General features: G+C 62.6%; 14 protein-coding genes. All 14 read right to left on the bottom strand.

All coding sequences use genetic code 11. The features are described 5' to 3' along the window. Positions 1-68 precede the first annotated feature (68 nt). Positions 69-2,096, bottom strand: coding sequence for a DUF3488 and transglutaminase-like domain-containing protein (locus QZ511_RS05755; protein WP_295800294.1), 2,028 nt, complete (start codon positions 2,094-2,096; stop codon positions 69-71). Next, a complete protein-coding gene (locus QZ511_RS05750; protein WP_295800292.1) occupies positions 2,093-3,091 on the bottom strand; it encodes a DUF58 domain-containing protein in 999 nt (332 codons plus the stop codon). The genes QZ511_RS05755 and QZ511_RS05750 overlap by 4 nt, the downstream gene beginning before the upstream one ends. Positions 3,092-3,116: 25 nt before the next feature. Next, a complete protein-coding gene (locus tag QZ511_RS05745; protein WP_295800291.1) occupies positions 3,117-4,028 on the bottom strand; it encodes an AAA family ATPase in 912 nt (303 codons plus the stop codon). Between the two features lie 229 nt (positions 4,029-4,257). Further along, positions 4,258-5,442 (bottom strand): O-succinylhomoserine sulfhydrylase, encoded by a 1,185-nt coding sequence (locus QZ511_RS05740; protein WP_295800366.1) that lies wholly within the window; start codon positions 5,440-5,442, stop codon positions 4,258-4,260. A 211-nt stretch (positions 5,443-5,653) separates the two neighbouring features. After that, positions 5,654-7,141, bottom strand: a complete 1,488-nt coding sequence (gene purF / locus QZ511_RS05735) for an amidophosphoribosyltransferase (RefSeq protein ID WP_295800288.1) — start codon at positions 7,139-7,141, stop codon at positions 5,654-5,656. Between the two features lie 81 nt (positions 7,142-7,222). After that, positions 7,223-7,720 carry a CvpA family protein gene (locus QZ511_RS05730; RefSeq protein ID WP_295800286.1) on the bottom strand — a complete coding sequence of 166 codons (498 nt, stop codon included), beginning with the start codon at positions 7,718-7,720 and terminating at the stop codon, positions 7,223-7,225. A 168-nt stretch (positions 7,721-7,888) separates the two neighbouring features. After that, the gene (locus tag QZ511_RS05725) at positions 7,889-8,623 is read right to left on the bottom strand and encodes an SPOR domain-containing protein (protein WP_295800284.1); all 735 of its coding nucleotides are present in this window, start codon (positions 8,621-8,623) and stop codon (positions 7,889-7,891) included. Further along, on the bottom strand, positions 8,604-9,875 hold the full coding sequence (gene folC, locus QZ511_RS05720; RefSeq protein ID WP_295800282.1) for a bifunctional tetrahydrofolate synthase/dihydrofolate synthase: 1,272 nt from the start codon (positions 9,873-9,875) through the stop codon (positions 8,604-8,606). The genes QZ511_RS05725 and folC overlap by 20 nt, the downstream gene beginning before the upstream one ends. Positions 9,876-10,170: 295 nt before the next feature. Continuing rightward, a complete protein-coding gene (gene accD / locus QZ511_RS05715; RefSeq protein WP_295800279.1) occupies positions 10,171-11,025 on the bottom strand; it encodes an acetyl-CoA carboxylase, carboxyltransferase subunit beta in 855 nt (284 codons plus the stop codon). Between the two features lie 220 nt (positions 11,026-11,245). Beyond that, positions 11,246-12,058 (bottom strand): tryptophan synthase subunit alpha, encoded by an 813-nt coding sequence (trpA, locus tag QZ511_RS05710; RefSeq protein ID WP_295800275.1) that lies wholly within the window; start codon positions 12,056-12,058, stop codon positions 11,246-11,248. Positions 12,059-12,069: 11 nt separating this feature from the next. Then, positions 12,070-13,290 carry a tryptophan synthase subunit beta gene (trpB, locus tag QZ511_RS05705; protein WP_295800272.1) on the bottom strand — a complete coding sequence of 407 codons (1,221 nt, stop codon included), beginning with the start codon at positions 13,288-13,290 and terminating at the stop codon, positions 12,070-12,072. Continuing rightward, positions 13,287-13,934, bottom strand: coding sequence for a phosphoribosylanthranilate isomerase (locus QZ511_RS05700; protein WP_295800269.1), 648 nt, complete (start codon positions 13,932-13,934; stop codon positions 13,287-13,289). The genes trpB and QZ511_RS05700 overlap by 4 nt, the downstream gene beginning before the upstream one ends. A 171-nt stretch (positions 13,935-14,105) precedes the next feature. Then, a complete protein-coding gene (gene truA, locus QZ511_RS05695; protein ID WP_295800362.1) occupies positions 14,106-14,984 on the bottom strand; it encodes a tRNA pseudouridine(38-40) synthase TruA in 879 nt (292 codons plus the stop codon). A gap of 128 nt (positions 14,985-15,112) precedes the next feature. Then, positions 15,113-15,522, bottom strand: a 410-nt coding sequence (locus tag QZ511_RS05690; protein ID WP_295800266.1) for a FimV/HubP family polar landmark protein, incomplete at its 5' end; no start/stop codon positions are given.

Raw genomic sequence — 15,522 nt, 5'->3', positions numbered from 1 at the left:
GCCATTGTCCCACAGAACGTCCCCCAGAACGCCCCCCGGTTGCGAATACGGTTGCGCTTGCGGGTTACTCAGCGGGCAATGCGCAGGGGCCAGAACCCGCGCAGCAAACGGCGCAACTGCCGCTCCGCCCGGGGATCGTCGCCGTAGGCGGCCTTTTCGTAGGCCGAGGTGATTCTCTCAGCCATCGGGCCGAGGCGGGGAAACTCCCGCTCCACCCGGCGGGCAAACTCCCCCGGTGTTTCGCCAGGCTGGCGAACCAGTCCCACCCGCGCCATACGCCGGCAGAAGCGCAGATACAGCCGCCCGGGTACCGGCAGCTTCGGTCCGCGGCTCGACAGTTTCAGCCACCCCCATAACAGCAGCAGTCCGGCAATAACCGGGGCCCCAATGAAAAGTGCCAGCCGGGTCGGAGAAATTTCCCCCAGCAGGCGCTGCAGCATGCCCTGCTGGCGCTCCTGGTCGAAACTCACCACCGTCTGGTACCAGCGGTAGTTGATCATGTCCCACTGCAGTTGCAGACGGCTGAGAAAAGCGATCTTGTGCAGCGGCAACAGCGCGTCCTGCATAAATTCATCCGCCGCTGCGGATTGCAGCCCGTCGCGAATGCGCTGCGGCGCCACCGCCGCGGTGGGGTCCACCCTCACCCAACCCCGCTCCGGCAGCCAGATTTCCGCCCAGGCGTGGGCGTCGTACTGGCGCACCAGCAGGTACTTCTCCCGCGCGACCCACTCGCCCCCCTGGTAGCCCGCCACGACCCGCGCCGGCACACCGGCCGCGCGCATGGTAAATACATAACTGCTGGCAAAATGCTCACAAAAGCCCTGTTGCGTGGAAAACAGGAATTCGTCCACCGAGTCCTGCCCCAGGGGCGGCGGGCGCAGCGTGTACACAAAACTGCTGTTGAAACGTTTCAGGACTTCGGCAGAAATCTGTTCGGCGCCAAGCCCGCGAGCGCGCAATTCTGCGCCCCAGCGGCGCGCGCGGGCATTGCCCCGCTCCGGCAACTGCAGGTGGCGCTGCAACGCCCGGCTGCCGAGGCCCACGTCCACGGGCAGGCTGTCGCGGGGCCAGGAGCGCACCTCGTAGGCAAAGCGGCTCGCCAGGGGGCTGCGGTAAAACAGGGTGTCGTCGCCGGATTTGCGCACGCCGCGGGTATCCGACTCGGGTCTCGCCATGGCAAACAGCCACGGGCTGTGGCTGGGTTCCTGAATCACCTGGTAGCGGTAGCGCGGCCCCACCGCCGGCAGCGGCTGCGCGTCTTCACCGCCCCCCCCGTGAAAGCCGCTGCGCCCCCGGCCCCAGTGGACCACCCCGTCGCCGGCACCGGGCTCGCTCCAGCGGCGGCCGTCGAAGTGGGTATACACCAACCCGCGCCAGTAGCGCTGCTCCGGCGGCGGTACCGGACCATCGAAGGTGATGCGCAGGGCGGGTTTGCCGGATTTGGACAGGCGGGTGAAATCCCCCGGGCTCATGGAGTCACTGATACCGGTGGAGGCGCCGCCGGCATTTTGCGGCACTGCCCACAGCGGTCCGAGACGCGGAATCACCACGAACAGCAGTAGCATGACCGGCACCGCCTGCGCCAGCAATTTCGCCGACAGCCCGAACGCGCGCCCGGGGCGCGCGGAGCGCCTGCCCTGCTGCGCCGCCAGCGCGGCGGTGATGATCACCACACTGAAAATCCCGTACAGGGCGTAGGGAATGGTCTGCTCGAAGATAAACAGGGTGGCGGCGAGGAAATAGGCGAGCATCAGGCTCAGCAGCGCATCCCGGCGGCTCGCCAGCTCGATATTCTTCAGGGTAAAAGACACCGCCAGCAGTGCCACCATGGGCTCGAGGGCAAACCAGCGCCGGTAGGTGAGCGCCAGCCCCGCCACCGCCAGGGTTACCGCCAGCAGCTTGACCAGTCTGCCGGGCATTTCCCGGCGACCGTAAAAGACTTCCAGCCGCCAGTACACTGCCAGGCACCAGGCGCCCACCAGCCACAGGGGCAGATGGGTAAACTGGGGCAACAGCACCACCAGCTGTGCGGCAAAGATCCACAACAGGCTTTCCCGCGGCAGCAGCGACTGCAACTGGCTGTGGGCCGCACTCACTGTGTCGCCCCCGCCATCCCCAGCACAGGGAACAGGGCCAGCTGCGTCAGCACCTGCTGCCGGTGGGCACTGCCCAGCCCGGGCGCGATGGTCTGCCCCGGCAGGCGCAGCCCGTAGGCGATCTGGGCGCGCTCGGCATCCAGCACCCAGGCGCACAGGTTGCTGAGGCGGGTTTCCACATCCCGCCCACCCAGCAGGTCCCAGTCGAGCCACAGGCGCACGTCGCTGCCGGAGGCGTATTCCTTGGTGTACAGATCGCGCCCGCCGGCAAATTGCTTCCACGCCACGTGGCGCAGGGAGTCACCGGGCTGGTAATTTTTCAGGCCAGCAAAATCGTCGCCCCCCGCCGTGCTCACCTGCTGCTGGTCGCCCTCGCCTGCGGCGGCACCGATGGGCAGCGGACCGGCGGACTTTGGTTGCGGGTAGACCAGGAAGGTCACATCCAGGTCCACCCAGCTCCAGCATTTGAACAGCCCCAGGGGAAAGCGGCTTTCGACGCGAATCCGGGGCGCGGGTACACGGCCGCGGCAAACCACCGGCAATGCGATTGTGATTTCCCGGATACGCTCGCTGGTGTCGTCCAGATCCACGGTCACGCCCTCTTCCGGCGGCCAGGCAATCCGGACCCGCTCGTGCAGGCGCTTGCCGGTGCGCTCCAGTGCGATTCTGGCCTGGGCGTAATCCCCGGCAAATGCCGTTTGCGCTTCCATCAGGCGCAAACGCAGCCCGGAAAGGTTGGCGAAGGTGTGTACCGGCAGCACGACGAACAGTCCCACCAGCAGAAACGCCAGTGCGAATACCAGATTGTTTTCGTAGTTGGTGCCGAGCAGCCACAACAGGAAAATCACCAGCAGAAACCCCAGGCCGACGCCGGTGGGCAGTACGAAGAGTTTGCGGTGATCCAGGGTGACACTGGAGGCCGCTGGCAGTCGCCGCCGGAGCCAGCGCTCCTGCAGCGGCGCCCAACGGCGTCGCCAGCGGGCACTGAAACTCATTGAGGGGGATTGCGGTGACATAAGGTCAGGCCGCAATAATATCTACCTGGTGCATCATGCGTTCCACCAGTTGCCCGCCGTCGGTACCGTCGCTTTGCAGCCGGTGGCCGGCCACTGCCGGCAGCACTGCCTGCAGATCTTCCGGCAACAGGTGGCCGCGACCGTGAATCAGCGCCCAGGCGCGCGCGGCGTGCAGCAGTGCCAGCGCCCCGCGGGGCGACAGCCCCACCGCACATTCCGGGCTCTGGCGGGTGTGCTGCACCAGGCGTTCAAGGTAGTCGAGCAGTGAGTCCGAAGCTTTCACCTGGCCCACCAGGGCCTGCAGTTTTTTCAGACCACCACTGTTGATACGCGGGTTAAGCTGCGCAAGCTGTGCGCGGGGATCAACGCCCTGGAACAGGGCCCGTTCCGCTTCCCGGGTGGGATAGCCGAGGCTGATGCGCATGAGGAAGCGGTCGAGCTGGGATTCTGGCAAGACGAAGGTGCCGGACTGTTGCAGCGGGTTCTGGGTGGCGATGACGAAAAACGGTTCGGGCAGTTGGCGGGTTTCGCCGTCGATGCTGACCTGGCGCTCTTCCATGGCTTCGAGCAGGGCGCTCTGGGTTTTTGGGGAGGAGCGGTTGATCTCGTCGGCGAGCAGCAGCTGGCTGAATACCGGCCCCTGGTGGAAGCGGAATTGCCCGCTGTCCCGCTCGAATACACTGACCCCGAGGATGTCGGCGGGCAGCATGTCGCTGGTGAACTGCACGCGGTTGTAGGACAGCCCGAGTACCTGCGCGAGGGCGTGGGCCAGGGTGGTCTTGCCCATGCCCGGCAGGTCTTCAATCAGGAGATGGCCACGGGCCAGCAGACAGGCCAACGCCAGTTTTACCTGGTGCTCTTTGCCCAGAAGCACCTTGCCGATATCGGCGACGATGGCGGAAATAACTTTTTGCACGGCGAATCCATTACTGCTCGGTTTTTCTTCCACTGCTGCTTTAGGCTTTACCTGCCGCACAGAGCAGTAGTACTGCCAGTGGCCGGTTACGGGGCGGCGCTGCTAGCGATGGTGATTCGCACCTGCGCATCGAGCAATACGCTCAAAAATTGGCCACTAGATTTTAATGATAGGCACAGCGGAAGCCGGAACTACGCATCAAGCCATATTCCACGCCATTGTGACCGCATTATGCGAGCACCGACAAGCCTCGCGCCAGATCCGCCTTCAGGTCTTCAACATTTTCAAGGCCGACGGAAACCCGGATCAGGTTTTCGGTGATGCCCGCACGGACCTTTTCCTCGTCACTCAGACGACCGTGGGTGGTGGTGGCCGGGTGCACGATGGTGCTCTTGGCGTCGCCGAGGTTGGCGGTGACGGAAAAAATCTTGCAGGCGTCGATCACTTTCCACGCCGCCGCCCGATCGCCTTTCACTGCAAAGCTGAACACGGCACCGAATCCACTCTGCTGTGCTGCGGCGAGCTGGTGGTTGGGATGGCTGGGCAGGCCGACGTAGTTGACCTTTTCCACCTGCGGTTGCTCGTTCAGCCACCAGGCGACATCCAGTGCGTTGGTACAGTGCGCTTGCATGCGCAGATTCAGGGTTTCCAGCCCCTTGAGGAATACCCAGGCGTTGAACGGGCTCATGCTGGGGCCACAGGTGCGCAGGAAGATCACCAGTTCGGCCATGACTTCCTTCTTGCCTACCACGACTCCACCCACGCAACGGCCCTGGCCGTCGAGGAATTTGGTGGCGGAGTGCACGACGATGTCGGCGCCGTGCTCCAGCGGGCGCTGCAGGGCCGGGGTGCAAAAACAGTTGTCCACTACCAGCTGTGCGCCGGCACTGTGGGCGAGATCGGCCATGGCGCGGATGTCCGCGACTTCGCACAGGGGGTTAGACGGGGTTTCCATAAACAGCAGCTTGGTTTCGCCGTCGAGGGCATCTTTCCAGGCCTGGATATCTGTCAGGTCGACGAAGGAGACCTTGACCCCGAACTTGACCATGTAACGGGTAAACAGTGCGGTGGTGGTACCGAACACGCTGCGGGAGCAGATGACCTTGTCACCGCTTTTCAGCAGCGCCATGCACAGGCTCAGGATGGCGGCCATGCCGCTGGACGTGGCGACGGCAGCCTCCCCTCCTTCCATCGCGGCGATGCGTTCCTCGAACATGCGCACGGTGGGATTGGTATAGCGCGAGTAGACGTTGCCAGGGGATTCCCCGGAAAAGCGCGCGGCGGCTTCTGCCGCTGAGGGAAAGACGTAACTGGAGGTGGTGTAAATGGGCTCGGAGTGCTCGCCCTCCTGCGACCGGCTCTGGCCTGCACGTACCGCCAGAGTTTCCAGTGCGTAGCCGTCGTCTTCAAACATGGAATAACCGTCCCGGGTTAGTGTGTTGGAAACGGTCATCTTAACCGAAGAATCGACACAAAGCAGAAACGAAGAGCAATAAAGGTATGCAGTACGACGTTACAAATTGAAGACAGAGGGGCCGACACCCACTTTCAGAAGCGTCAGCGCCATAAACACTTCGGCCCACCGATTGGTGGGCCGAAATTAGAGATGGAAACGGGAAAAAAGATCAGAGAGAGCTTTCGTTGCCCTTACTCGCTTTTGCATTGTCATTGCGGGCCGCATGCAGGCTGTTGAGGTACTCCTCGGTGACATCACCGGTGATGTACTCCCCATTAAACACTGAACAATCAAATGCCTCGATCTCACTATTGCCTTCACCAGAAGAAATAATGAGCTCATCCAGATCCTGGTAGATCAGCCAGTCCGCACCGATCTCCTCACACACCTCCTCGGTGGTGCGACCGTGTGCAACCAGCTCGGTAGCGGACGGCATATCAATACCGTATACATTCGGGTACTTCACCGCCGGTGCCGCAGAAGCGAAATACACCTTGTTGGCACCCGCCTCGCGGGCCATCTGGATAATCTGCTTACAGGTAGTACCGCGCACAATCGAATCATCCACCAGCAATACATTCTTGCCGCGGAACTCCAGCTCGATCGGGTTCAGCTTCTGGCGCACGGACTTCTTGCGCTGCTTCTGGCCCGGCATGATGAAGGTACGGCCGATATAGCGGTTCTTCACCATACCTTCGCGGAATTTGACCCCCAGACGGTGTGCCACCATCTGGCCCGCGGAGCGGGAGGAATCCGGAATCGGGATGACCACATCGATATCGTGGTCCGGGCGCTCGCGCAGGATCTTTTCCGCCAGGTGCTCGCCCTGACGCAGGCGCGCCTTGTGTACGGAAACACCGTCCATGATGGAGTCCGGGCGGGCAAAGTACACGTGTTCGAAAATGCACGGGGTCAGTTTCGGGTTATCCGCACACTGCTCAGAGTGCACGGTGCCATCCAGTTCGATGTAGATACATTCGCCCGGCGCCACATCGCGCACCAGGGTGTAGCCCAGCACGTCCAGCGCTACAGACTCGGAAGCCACCATGTATTCGGTGCCCTTGTCGGTGTCGCGCTTGCCGTAGACCAGCGGGCGGATACCGTTGGGATCGCGGAAGGCGACGACGCCGTAGCCGACGATCATCGCCACACAGGCGTAGCCGCCGCGCACGCGCTTGTGGACCGCGCGCATGGCAGTGAAGATATCTTCGGCCTTGGGCTGGAGTTTGTGCTGCTTGTGCAGCTCGTGGGCGAATACGTTGAGCAGGACTTCGGAATCCGAGTCGGTGTTGATGTGGCGCAGGTCCTGCTGGAAGATCTCTTCGCTCACCTCTTTCACGTTGGTGAGGTTGCCATTGTGGGCCATGGCGATGCCGTAGGGGGAGTTGACGTAGAACGGCTGGGCCAGCGCCGGGCCGGAGCTGCCGGCCGTGGGATAACGCACGTGGCCGATACCGAAGTTGCCGGTCAGGCGCTGCATATGGCGAGCGCGGAACACGTCGCGCACCAGGCCATTGGCCTTCTGCTGATTCAGGCGGTCACCGTCACAGGTGACGATACCCGCGGCATCCTGGCCCCGGTGCTGCAACAGGGTGAGCGCGTCATACAGCTGCAGATTGACGTCACTCTTACCTACGATTCCAACGATGCCACACATATTTCAGATAACCCCAGTCATATAGAGACAGTTTCGAAACAATAACAGTGAGATCCGGCGCCGCCTCCCGCAGCCCGAGGATCAGTCAAATTGACCTGCGAAGAAATCCTTGATCGCGCCAGCCGCTTCGCGCGCGCGATCCTCAAATTCTAGAAAGTGCGGAATCAGATTCGATTCCTGCCACCAGTTGTCCTCATTCACCGGCGCCAGCGCCGGGGCGAAGATCAGCAGCGCCATCACGATGATGCAGCCGCGGAACAATCCAAATACCATCCCCAGCACCCGGTCCGTACCGGACAGACCGGTGGCCTCAACAAAGGCGGACAGGGTCATATTCAGGCCGGCTCCCGCCAGCAGAGTGAAAATGAACAGGATGGCAAAGGCGGCGATGGCCTGCAGTGAAGGTGTATCGACGAGGTTGGAGAGCAGTGGCGCCAGCTGGTCGCGGAACATCATCGCCACCACGAACGCCGCCACCCAGGTAAGCAGCGACAAGACTTCGCGCACGAAGCCTCGGCTCAAGCCGATCAGCGTGGAAATGGCGACAATTGCCAGGATGGTCCAGTCAGCCCAGTTCATTCAACCCTACCTGCTACGCGGCGGCCGCCGCGAAGAGCGCGCATTCTAACTTACCGACCGGAGCCCGTGAAGCAGTTCACCAAAACCAGTTACTTTAGGCGGAATCTTTCTCCCCAACCCGCTTCCCAATATCGCAGGCCGGGCAGTCACAGGCATTCAATAGCACGATCAGGCTTTGTAGCGCAGCACCAGGGTCTGGGCGTTCAGCAACTTGTCCAGCTTGCCCTTGTCTGACTGGGCGTCCGCCTTGTCCAGTTTGGGGCCCACAAACACCCGAACAAGGCGGCCGTTCTGGGTATCTACCGCACGGGTATAGGCGCGAAAGCCGGCATCCAGCAATTTGGCGCGCATCCGCTCGGCACTGGCGGCCTCGCGGTACGCGCCCACCTGCACCACCCAGCCCTCAGGCAGGTTGTATTCGTCCAGCGCCGATTTGGCCGGCTCGGCCTTGTCGGTTGCCGCAGGCTTGGCCGTTTTGATCTCTTCCTTGGCCGCGACCTGTGGCGACGGTTTGGGCGCCGCCCGCGCTTCAGGTTCCGGGTCTTGCGCTTCCGCCACCGGCTCCGCGGGCTTGTTCAGGGGGGCATCGGGATCCGGCGCAGTGCCAGACTGTTCGACAAACTCGGGCTGGAAAACCTCGTTGACCGGCGGCGCTGGCTCGATATCCGCGACCGGCGTCGGCTCGGCGATGACGATAGGCTCGATATCCGGGGCCGGCGGGATCTGGCTGGTCACGTCGATATAGCGCACCCCTTCGCGGTCAAACAGGGACGGCAGGAAGATGACCGCCAGCGCCGCCAGCACCAGTGCGCCGACAATACGCTGTTTTACGCCGTCATTGAGGCGGCGCGGAGATTTCGCTCCGGAGGAGTAAGCGGCAGATTCAGGATCCCGGCTGGCCATCACTGTTGTCTCGTATAAAGCCCAGTACTGCTGCAACGGTAAAGAAAGAACCGAAGACAAGCAACCTGTCGCCCGCTTCCAGCTCCCGCGATACCTGCTCCAGGCGCTCTGTGACCGGGATACAGTCCGCGCCGACCTGCTCCGGCGCCACCCCAGCCGCAGCCAGCCCACCGGTCAGCTGCGGGCAGTCTGCCGCGCGCTCGTTACCCGGCAACAGCGCCGGATACCAGTGATCCACCAGTTCAGACAGCGGGGCAACGAGCCCGGCGATATCCTTGTCGCCCATGGCGGCCATCAGAGCCAGGGTGCGCCCCGCTACCGGATGGGCGCGCAGCCACTGTGCCAGGTACTCCGCCGCGGCGGGATTGTGCCCCACATCCAGCAGCAGGTCCCGCTCGCGCCAGCGCAGCTGCTGGCAGCGGCCGGGCATGTGCAGGCTCTCCAGAATTTCACAAATCTCCTCCGCTCCCGGCAACTCGCCCGCCAGCGCCAATGCAGTGATCGCCGCAGCAACACTGGGTGGCGGCAGGTGCACGGTGGGCAGACCGAATGCCAGCCGGGGTTCAGCAGTGAGCTCATAGTGCTGGTTTTGCAGTGTAAACTCGTGCCCGAAGTAGTAGCTGTCGCAGTCGAGCTCACGGGAAATATCCACCACCGATGCCGGCGGGTGTGGATCTGCACACACGAAGGTCTTGCCCGCCCGCAGAATGCCGGCTTTTTCCCGCCCGATCACTTCCCGGTCACTACCCAGCCAGGCCTCGTGATCCACTGCGACACTGGTAATGATGGCGATATCCGCATCCACCAGATTGACCGCATCGAGCCGGCCACCCAGCCCCACTTCCAGCAGCGCGAACTCGACTTCTGCCTGTTTGAACAGCCAGAACGCCGCCAGCGTGGTGAATTCGAAATAGGTCAGGCTGATCTCACCTCGCGCCGCCTCAACCGCCGCAAACGCCTCGATCAACTGCTGATCGCTCACCTCCTCGCCGTCGATCCGCACCCGTTCATTGAAGTCGAGCAGGTGTGGCGAACTGTAGGCACCGGTACTGTGGCCGCCGGCCCGCAGCAGCGCCTCCATGGTGCGCACACAACTGCCCTTGCCGTTGGTGCCGGCAACGGTAATCACCCGCCGCGCGGGGTCGGTAACATCCAGCTGGCGGGCCACTGCGGAAACCCGCTCGAGGCCCAGCTCAATTTCCGTGGGGTGCAGCTGCTCCAGTCGGGCCAGCCAGGATTGAAGGTCACGCATGGGGAGATTCAAACTTTTGGAAATATGGAGGGAATTCTAGTCGCGAAGCATCAGAGGAAACAGCAGAAAAGCAGCACTTAAACCGCGCCAGCGCTTACTTACCGGTTCGTGCGTGACGCGAAGGTGCCGATGCCGGGGGTGGTCTTGCGAGACCTTCGAAAACAGGGATGTTTTCGAAGAGCCCCCAGGGATGGGTTGAGGGGGGACGCCTAGTCCGTGTCTCGCAAGACCACACCCGGCAGCGGTACCGCCACAACGGTCGCCACCGGGTCCACGTGAACAGAGCGACTACAGATCAACTATTGGTGAGCTTACCCAGCAGGCGACCAACCGTATTCCGCATGTCGTGGCGCGGGATGATCATGTCGATGGCGCCATGCTCCAGCAGGAATTCCGCGCGCTGGAAGCCCTTCGGCAGCTTCTGGCGGATGGTCTGCTCGATGATATTGGGGCCGGCAAAACCGGCGCGGGCGCCCGGCTCCGCGGCATTGATATCCCCCAGCAGCGCCAGCGATGCGGAAACACCACCGTACACCGGGTCGGTCATAATGGAGATATACGGCACACCGGCCATACGCAGTTTCTCCAGTACCGCAGAGGTCTTCGCCATCTGCATCAGGGAGATCAACGCTTCCTGCATACGTGCACCACCGGTCGCCGAGAAGCAGACCAGCGGAATATTCTCATCCAGCGCGCGCTGGGCTGCACGGGTAAACTTCTCACCCACCACATACCCCATGGAACCACCGTGGAAAGCGAACTCGAAAGCCACCGCCACCAGCGGCTTGCCTTCCAGCAGGCCCTGCATGGCAACCAGCGCGTCTTTCTCGCCGGTGGCCTTCTGCGCCTGGGTCAGGCGGTCCTTGTACTTTTTAACATCCTTGAACTTGAGGCGATCCACCGGCTCCACGTCGGTAGCCAGCTCTTCGCGGTGCTCGACGTCCAGGAACATATCCAGACGCTTGCGCGCGCCGATGCGGAAATGGTGTTCGCACTTGGGGCATACCTCCAGGTTGCGCTCCAGCTCAGGCAGGTACAGCTGGGCGTCGCACTTGACGCACTTTTTCCATACACCTTCCGGAACCTTGCTCGCGCCGGCACGGCGCTCGGTGCGAATTACCGCGGGAACAATTCTTTCTAACCAGCTCATTCTGTTTCCAATATCCGATGCGTGACCGTCTTACGTGTTGCGGGCATTTACTTGCAAATTTTTACCTGCGAGAAAAAACCGCCCTGCAGCCAAGCAAATATTAAGTGACCAGTAATTCTGAAACCGCGAATTAAACCACTTTCAAAAACATTGCTCTTGGCCAGTCAAGCCGCCAAATAGGGCGTTCTGGCCAAAAACATCAGGCTAGGCACGGTTGTACTCAGCTATCCAGAGCGGTGCGCATCTCACTGACAATGGCACCTATCCGGTCCTTGGCCGCGGCGCCATCCGTCGCCTCGGCCACCGCACTCACCAGCACACTGCCCACCACAGCACCGTCGCCATCGGCACTGACCGATTTGGCGGAGGCGCCGTCCTTGATGCCGAATCCCACACACAGCGGCAGGTCGGTATGGCGGCGGATGCGGGCGAGGTTTTCGCGCACGGAATCCAGGTCCAGGTGGCCTGCCCCGGTGACACCTTTCAGAGATACATAGTAGACAAAGCCGCTGGCCAGCCGGGTAATTTCAGCGATGCGCTCGTCGCTGGTGGTGGGCGTCAGCAGGAAAATATTGCGCAGGTTGCGCGCCTCCAGCATCTCGTTCAGGGGGCCCGCCTCTTCCGCCGGCAGGTCCACGGTCAGGGCGCCGTCGGCCCCGGCCTCCTGCAGGCCATCTGCAAAAGCCTCTGCCCCCATTCGCTCGATGGGATTGTCATAGCCCATCAGGATTACCGGGGTATCGGCATCTTTACTGCGAAACTCTTTAACCAGGGCGAGACATTTGCGCAGAGAGGCCTTGTTGGCCAGCGCGCGCTCGTGCCCCTTCTGGATCACCGGCCCCTCCGCCATCGGGTCGGAAAACGGCACCCCCAGCTCGATCAGGTCGGAGCCGCTGGCCACCAGCTGGTGCATCAGGTCCACGGTGTTTTCAAGACCGCCGTCGCCGGCCACGATATAGGTCACCAGCGCCTTGCGCCCTTCGCTGCGGAGCCGGGCAAAGCGACGGTCAATTCTGTTCTGTTGTTGTGTCACGATGCCGCTCCTTACACTTCGATGCCGTCAATGGCCGCTACCGTAAAAATGTCCTTGTCGCCGCGACCGGACAGGTTCACCACAATGTTCTGCTCCGGCGACATGCTCGCCGCCAGCTTGAGGCCATAGGCCACGGCGTGGCTGGACTCCAGCGCGGGAATGATGCCCTCGCTGCGAGTCAGGGTGCGGAAGGCTGCCAGCGCTTCGTCGTCGTTGGCGGTGACATAGTCCACCCGGCCGATGTCTTTCAGCCAGGCGTGTTCGGGCCCTACCCCCGGATAATCCAGACCCGCAGACACCGAGTGGGTCTCGATAATCTGGCCGTCTTCATCTTCCATCAGGTAGGTGCGGTTGCCGTGCAGTACGCCCGGCACGCCGTCGTTCAGCGGAGCCGCGTGGCGGCCGGTTTCCAGGCCGTCGCCGCCAGCTTCCACGCCATACATTTTCACCGACTCGTCGCCGAGGAACGGATGGAACAGGCCGATGGCATTGGAGCCGCCGCCGACACAGGCAACCAGCGCGTCCGGCAATTGGCCGAACTCCTCCAGGCTCTGGCGGCGGGCCTCGCGGCCGATCACCGAGTTGAAGTCCCGCACCAGCTGCGGATACGGATGCGGGCCGGCGACGGTACCGATAATGTAGAAGGTGTCATCCACATTGGTTACCCAGTCGCGCATGGCTTCGTTCATCGCATCTTTCAGCGTCTTGGAGCCGGACTCTACCGGAATTACCTCCGCGCCCAGCAGCTTCATGCGGTACACATTTGGCGACTGCCGTTTTACGTCTTCGGCCCCCATGTAAACGGCGCACTTCAGGCCCAGGCGGGCAGCGACGGTGGCGGTAGCCACGCCGTGCTGGCCGGCACCGGTCTCTGCAATTACCCGGCTCTTGCCGCTGTGCTTGGCCAGCAGGGCCTGGCCCACGGTGTTGTTCACCTTGTGCGCGCCGGTGTGATTGAGGTCTTCACGCTTGAGCCAGATGCGGGCACCGCCGGCCTCCGCTGTCAATCGCTCCGCCAGATACAAAGGTGACGGGCGGCCGACATAGTGGGCCAAGTCGTAATCAAATGCGGCGAGGAATTCCGGGTCGTCTTTCAGGCGCGCATACATTGCCTGCAGTTCGTCGAGGGCACTGATCAGAGTCTCGGAAACAAAGCGGCCACCGAACTGCCCGAAGTGCCCGCGGGCATCCGGGTAGGCACCGTAATCGATCGGCGAAGAAGGTTTACTCACTGCTCAAACTCCTTGTGTAAATTCTGTTCCGCGGCTACCGAGCGCGCCGCACGGATGAATGCGCGCACCTTTTGCGGGTCTTTTTTCCCCGGCGCGGATTCGACACCACCACTGACATCCACCGCATCCGGCCGCGCGCTGCGCACAGCCTGTGCAACATTGTCCGGGGTAAGCCCTCCGGCGAGTACAATCTGGCGATCAACGCCCTGCGGCACCCGCTGCCAGTCGAAGGTATCGCCGGTGCCCCCGGGCACCCCGGGGCGGTAGGCGTCCAGCAAAACGCCACGGGCATCGGCGTAGGCTGCCATTGCCTCCAGCGGATCCAGCTCCGGCTTCATGCGCAGGGCCTTGATATAGGGGCGGTGGAACTGGCGGCAATAGGGGGCGGTTTCGCTGCCGTGAAACTGCAGCAGGTTCAGCGGCACCTGCCCCAGCACCTGCTCCACCTGTTGTGGGTGCGCATCCACAAACAGGCCGGTCAGCACCACAAACGGGGACACCGCGCGGGCAATTTCCACTGCCTGCTCGGGGGAAACATTGCGCGGGCTGGGAGGGTAAAACACCAGACCGAGCGCATCTGCACCGGCCTCTACCGCCAGCAGGGCGTCTTCGACTCGGGTAATTCCGCAGATTTTTACGCGCATAATCCTTCAACCGCTGGTTTGCCGGCCACTGCAACTACCGGGCAGGCCTCCACAACCGGGGCGCCGGCAATCCGGGATCCCGACAGCAGAGATGATCAGAGAGCCCGCGATACTAGCAGATAGACGAAGCTGACGAAACGCAGCAGTCGGCGGCCTCGCCGCTGTCGCGACTCAACCCCGCCCCACGCCCCCCAGGGGCAGCGGCACCAGCAACGGGCCCGGCTCCGTTTGCGGCAACACAATGCTTTCCGGGTACTGAACGTCGACCAGATAGAGACCATGCGGCGGCGCGGTAACACTGGCCGCGCTGCGATCCCGCGCCGCCAGTACGTCACCCACCCATTCCGGCGGGTGATCACCGCGGGCGACCGCCATCAATACTCCGGCGATATTACGCACCATGTGGTGCAGGAAAGCGGTGGCGCTCACTTCCAGCACGATCAACTGCCCTACCCGGCCAATATCCAGCTGGATCAGGCGCCGCACCGGCGACTTCGCCTGGCACTGGGCCGCGCGAAAACTGCTGAAGTCATGTTCGCCGATCAGGTGTGCCGCGCCGGCACGCATGGCATCGAGATCGAGATGGCGCTCGGTCCAGGTCACCTCGCTGGCGGCCTGGGCGGAACGGGTGGGCGCACTGTGAATCAGGTAGCGGTAGGTGCGACGCTGCGCGGAAAAGCGTGCGTGAAACTGGGGCGGCACTTCCTGTGCCCAGTGCACGCGCACGTCGAAGGGCATCTGTGTATTGACCCCCTGGACCCACGCCTTGGTGGGGCGCGCCGCGCGGGTATCAAAATGAATCACCTGACCGGTGGCGTGCACCCCGGCGTCGGTGCGCCCCGCACACACCAGCGTCACCGGTTCCGCCGCCACTCTGGACAGAGCCTGTTCCAGGGTTTCCTGTACGGTGAGGCGATCGTGCTTCTGCTTCTGGAACCCCCGCATACGGGTACCGCAATATTCCACACCGAGCGCCACCCGCCGCAGCCCTTCGGGCAGGGTCTCTCCCGGCGGTACTTCTCCGTTGGGTTTGTATTCGTACTTTTTCATGGATGTCGCAGATTCATCTGGCATACAACTAAAAAGCTCCCCAACAAGCTTAGAGAGCCAGCGCCAGAAAAGAAAAGACCCCGCAGTTATGCGGGGTCAAAAGTGTTGTTGTAGACAGCTGGGAAATATCAGGCCATGCGCTCGAGCATATCCCTGGCCCGCTGTTGCTGTTCACCGGCGGCCTCATCGACCACTTCACCAAGGATTTCACGGGCGCCGTCTTTGTCACCCATATCCAGATAGGCCTGGGCCAGTTCCAGCTTGGTACTGACTTCGTCACTACCTTCCAGCAGGTTCAGTTCGGAATCGAGATCGCTTTCCAGGTTGAATCCCAGGTCCTCAAACTCCGCCCCTTCTTCAGCGCCCTGCGCTGCCGCGGGTTCGGAAACCGGCTGCGCAGCCGCGGGTTCTTCTTCCACCGCCAGGTCGAAATCCAGGTCCGCTTCGGCCTCGCTGGCCTGCGCCATATCCGCAGAGCCACCCGCAGCCAGGTCATCGCCCAGCTCCAGATCTCCCAGGTCGATGGAATCCAGGTCCA

Source organism: uncultured Microbulbifer sp. (genome assembly GCF_913055755.1).
In the GTDB taxonomy this organism is placed as follows: domain Bacteria; phylum Pseudomonadota; class Gammaproteobacteria; order Pseudomonadales; family Cellvibrionaceae; genus Microbulbifer.
The sequence above is the reverse complement of the archived record's forward strand: the minus strand, read 5'-3'. Positions and strand labels throughout refer to the sequence as shown.

Coding starts and splice junctions, on each gene's coding strand:
- QZ511_RS05700 (WP_295800269.1), bottom strand. CDS start 13,934: ATGCGCGTAAAAATCTGCGGAATTACCCGAGTCGAAGACGCCCTGCTG.
- accD (WP_295800279.1), bottom strand. CDS start 11,025: ATGAGCTGGTTAGAAAGAATTGTTCCCGCGGTAATTCGCACCGAGCGC.
- QZ511_RS05730 (WP_295800286.1), bottom strand. CDS start 7,720: ATGAACTGGGCTGACTGGACCATCCTGGCAATTGTCGCCATTTCCACG.
- QZ511_RS05750 (WP_295800292.1), bottom strand. CDS start 3,091: ATGAGTTTCAGTGCCCGCTGGCGACGCCGTTGGGCGCCGCTGCAGGAG.
- purF (WP_295800288.1), bottom strand. CDS start 7,141: ATGTGTGGCATCGTTGGAATCGTAGGTAAGAGTGACGTCAATCTGCAG.
- QZ511_RS05740 (WP_295800366.1), bottom strand. CDS start 5,442: ATGTTTGAAGACGACGGCTACGCACTGGAAACTCTGGCGGTACGTGCA.
- truA (WP_295800362.1), bottom strand. CDS start 14,984: ATGAAAAAGTACGAATACAAACCCAACGGAGAAGTACCGCCGGGAGAG.
- folC (WP_295800282.1), bottom strand. CDS start 9,875: ATGCGTGACCTTCAATCCTGGCTGGCCCGACTGGAGCAGCTGCACCCC.
- QZ511_RS05725 (WP_295800284.1), bottom strand. CDS start 8,623: ATGGCCAGCCGGGATCCTGAATCTGCCGCTTACTCCTCCGGAGCGAAA.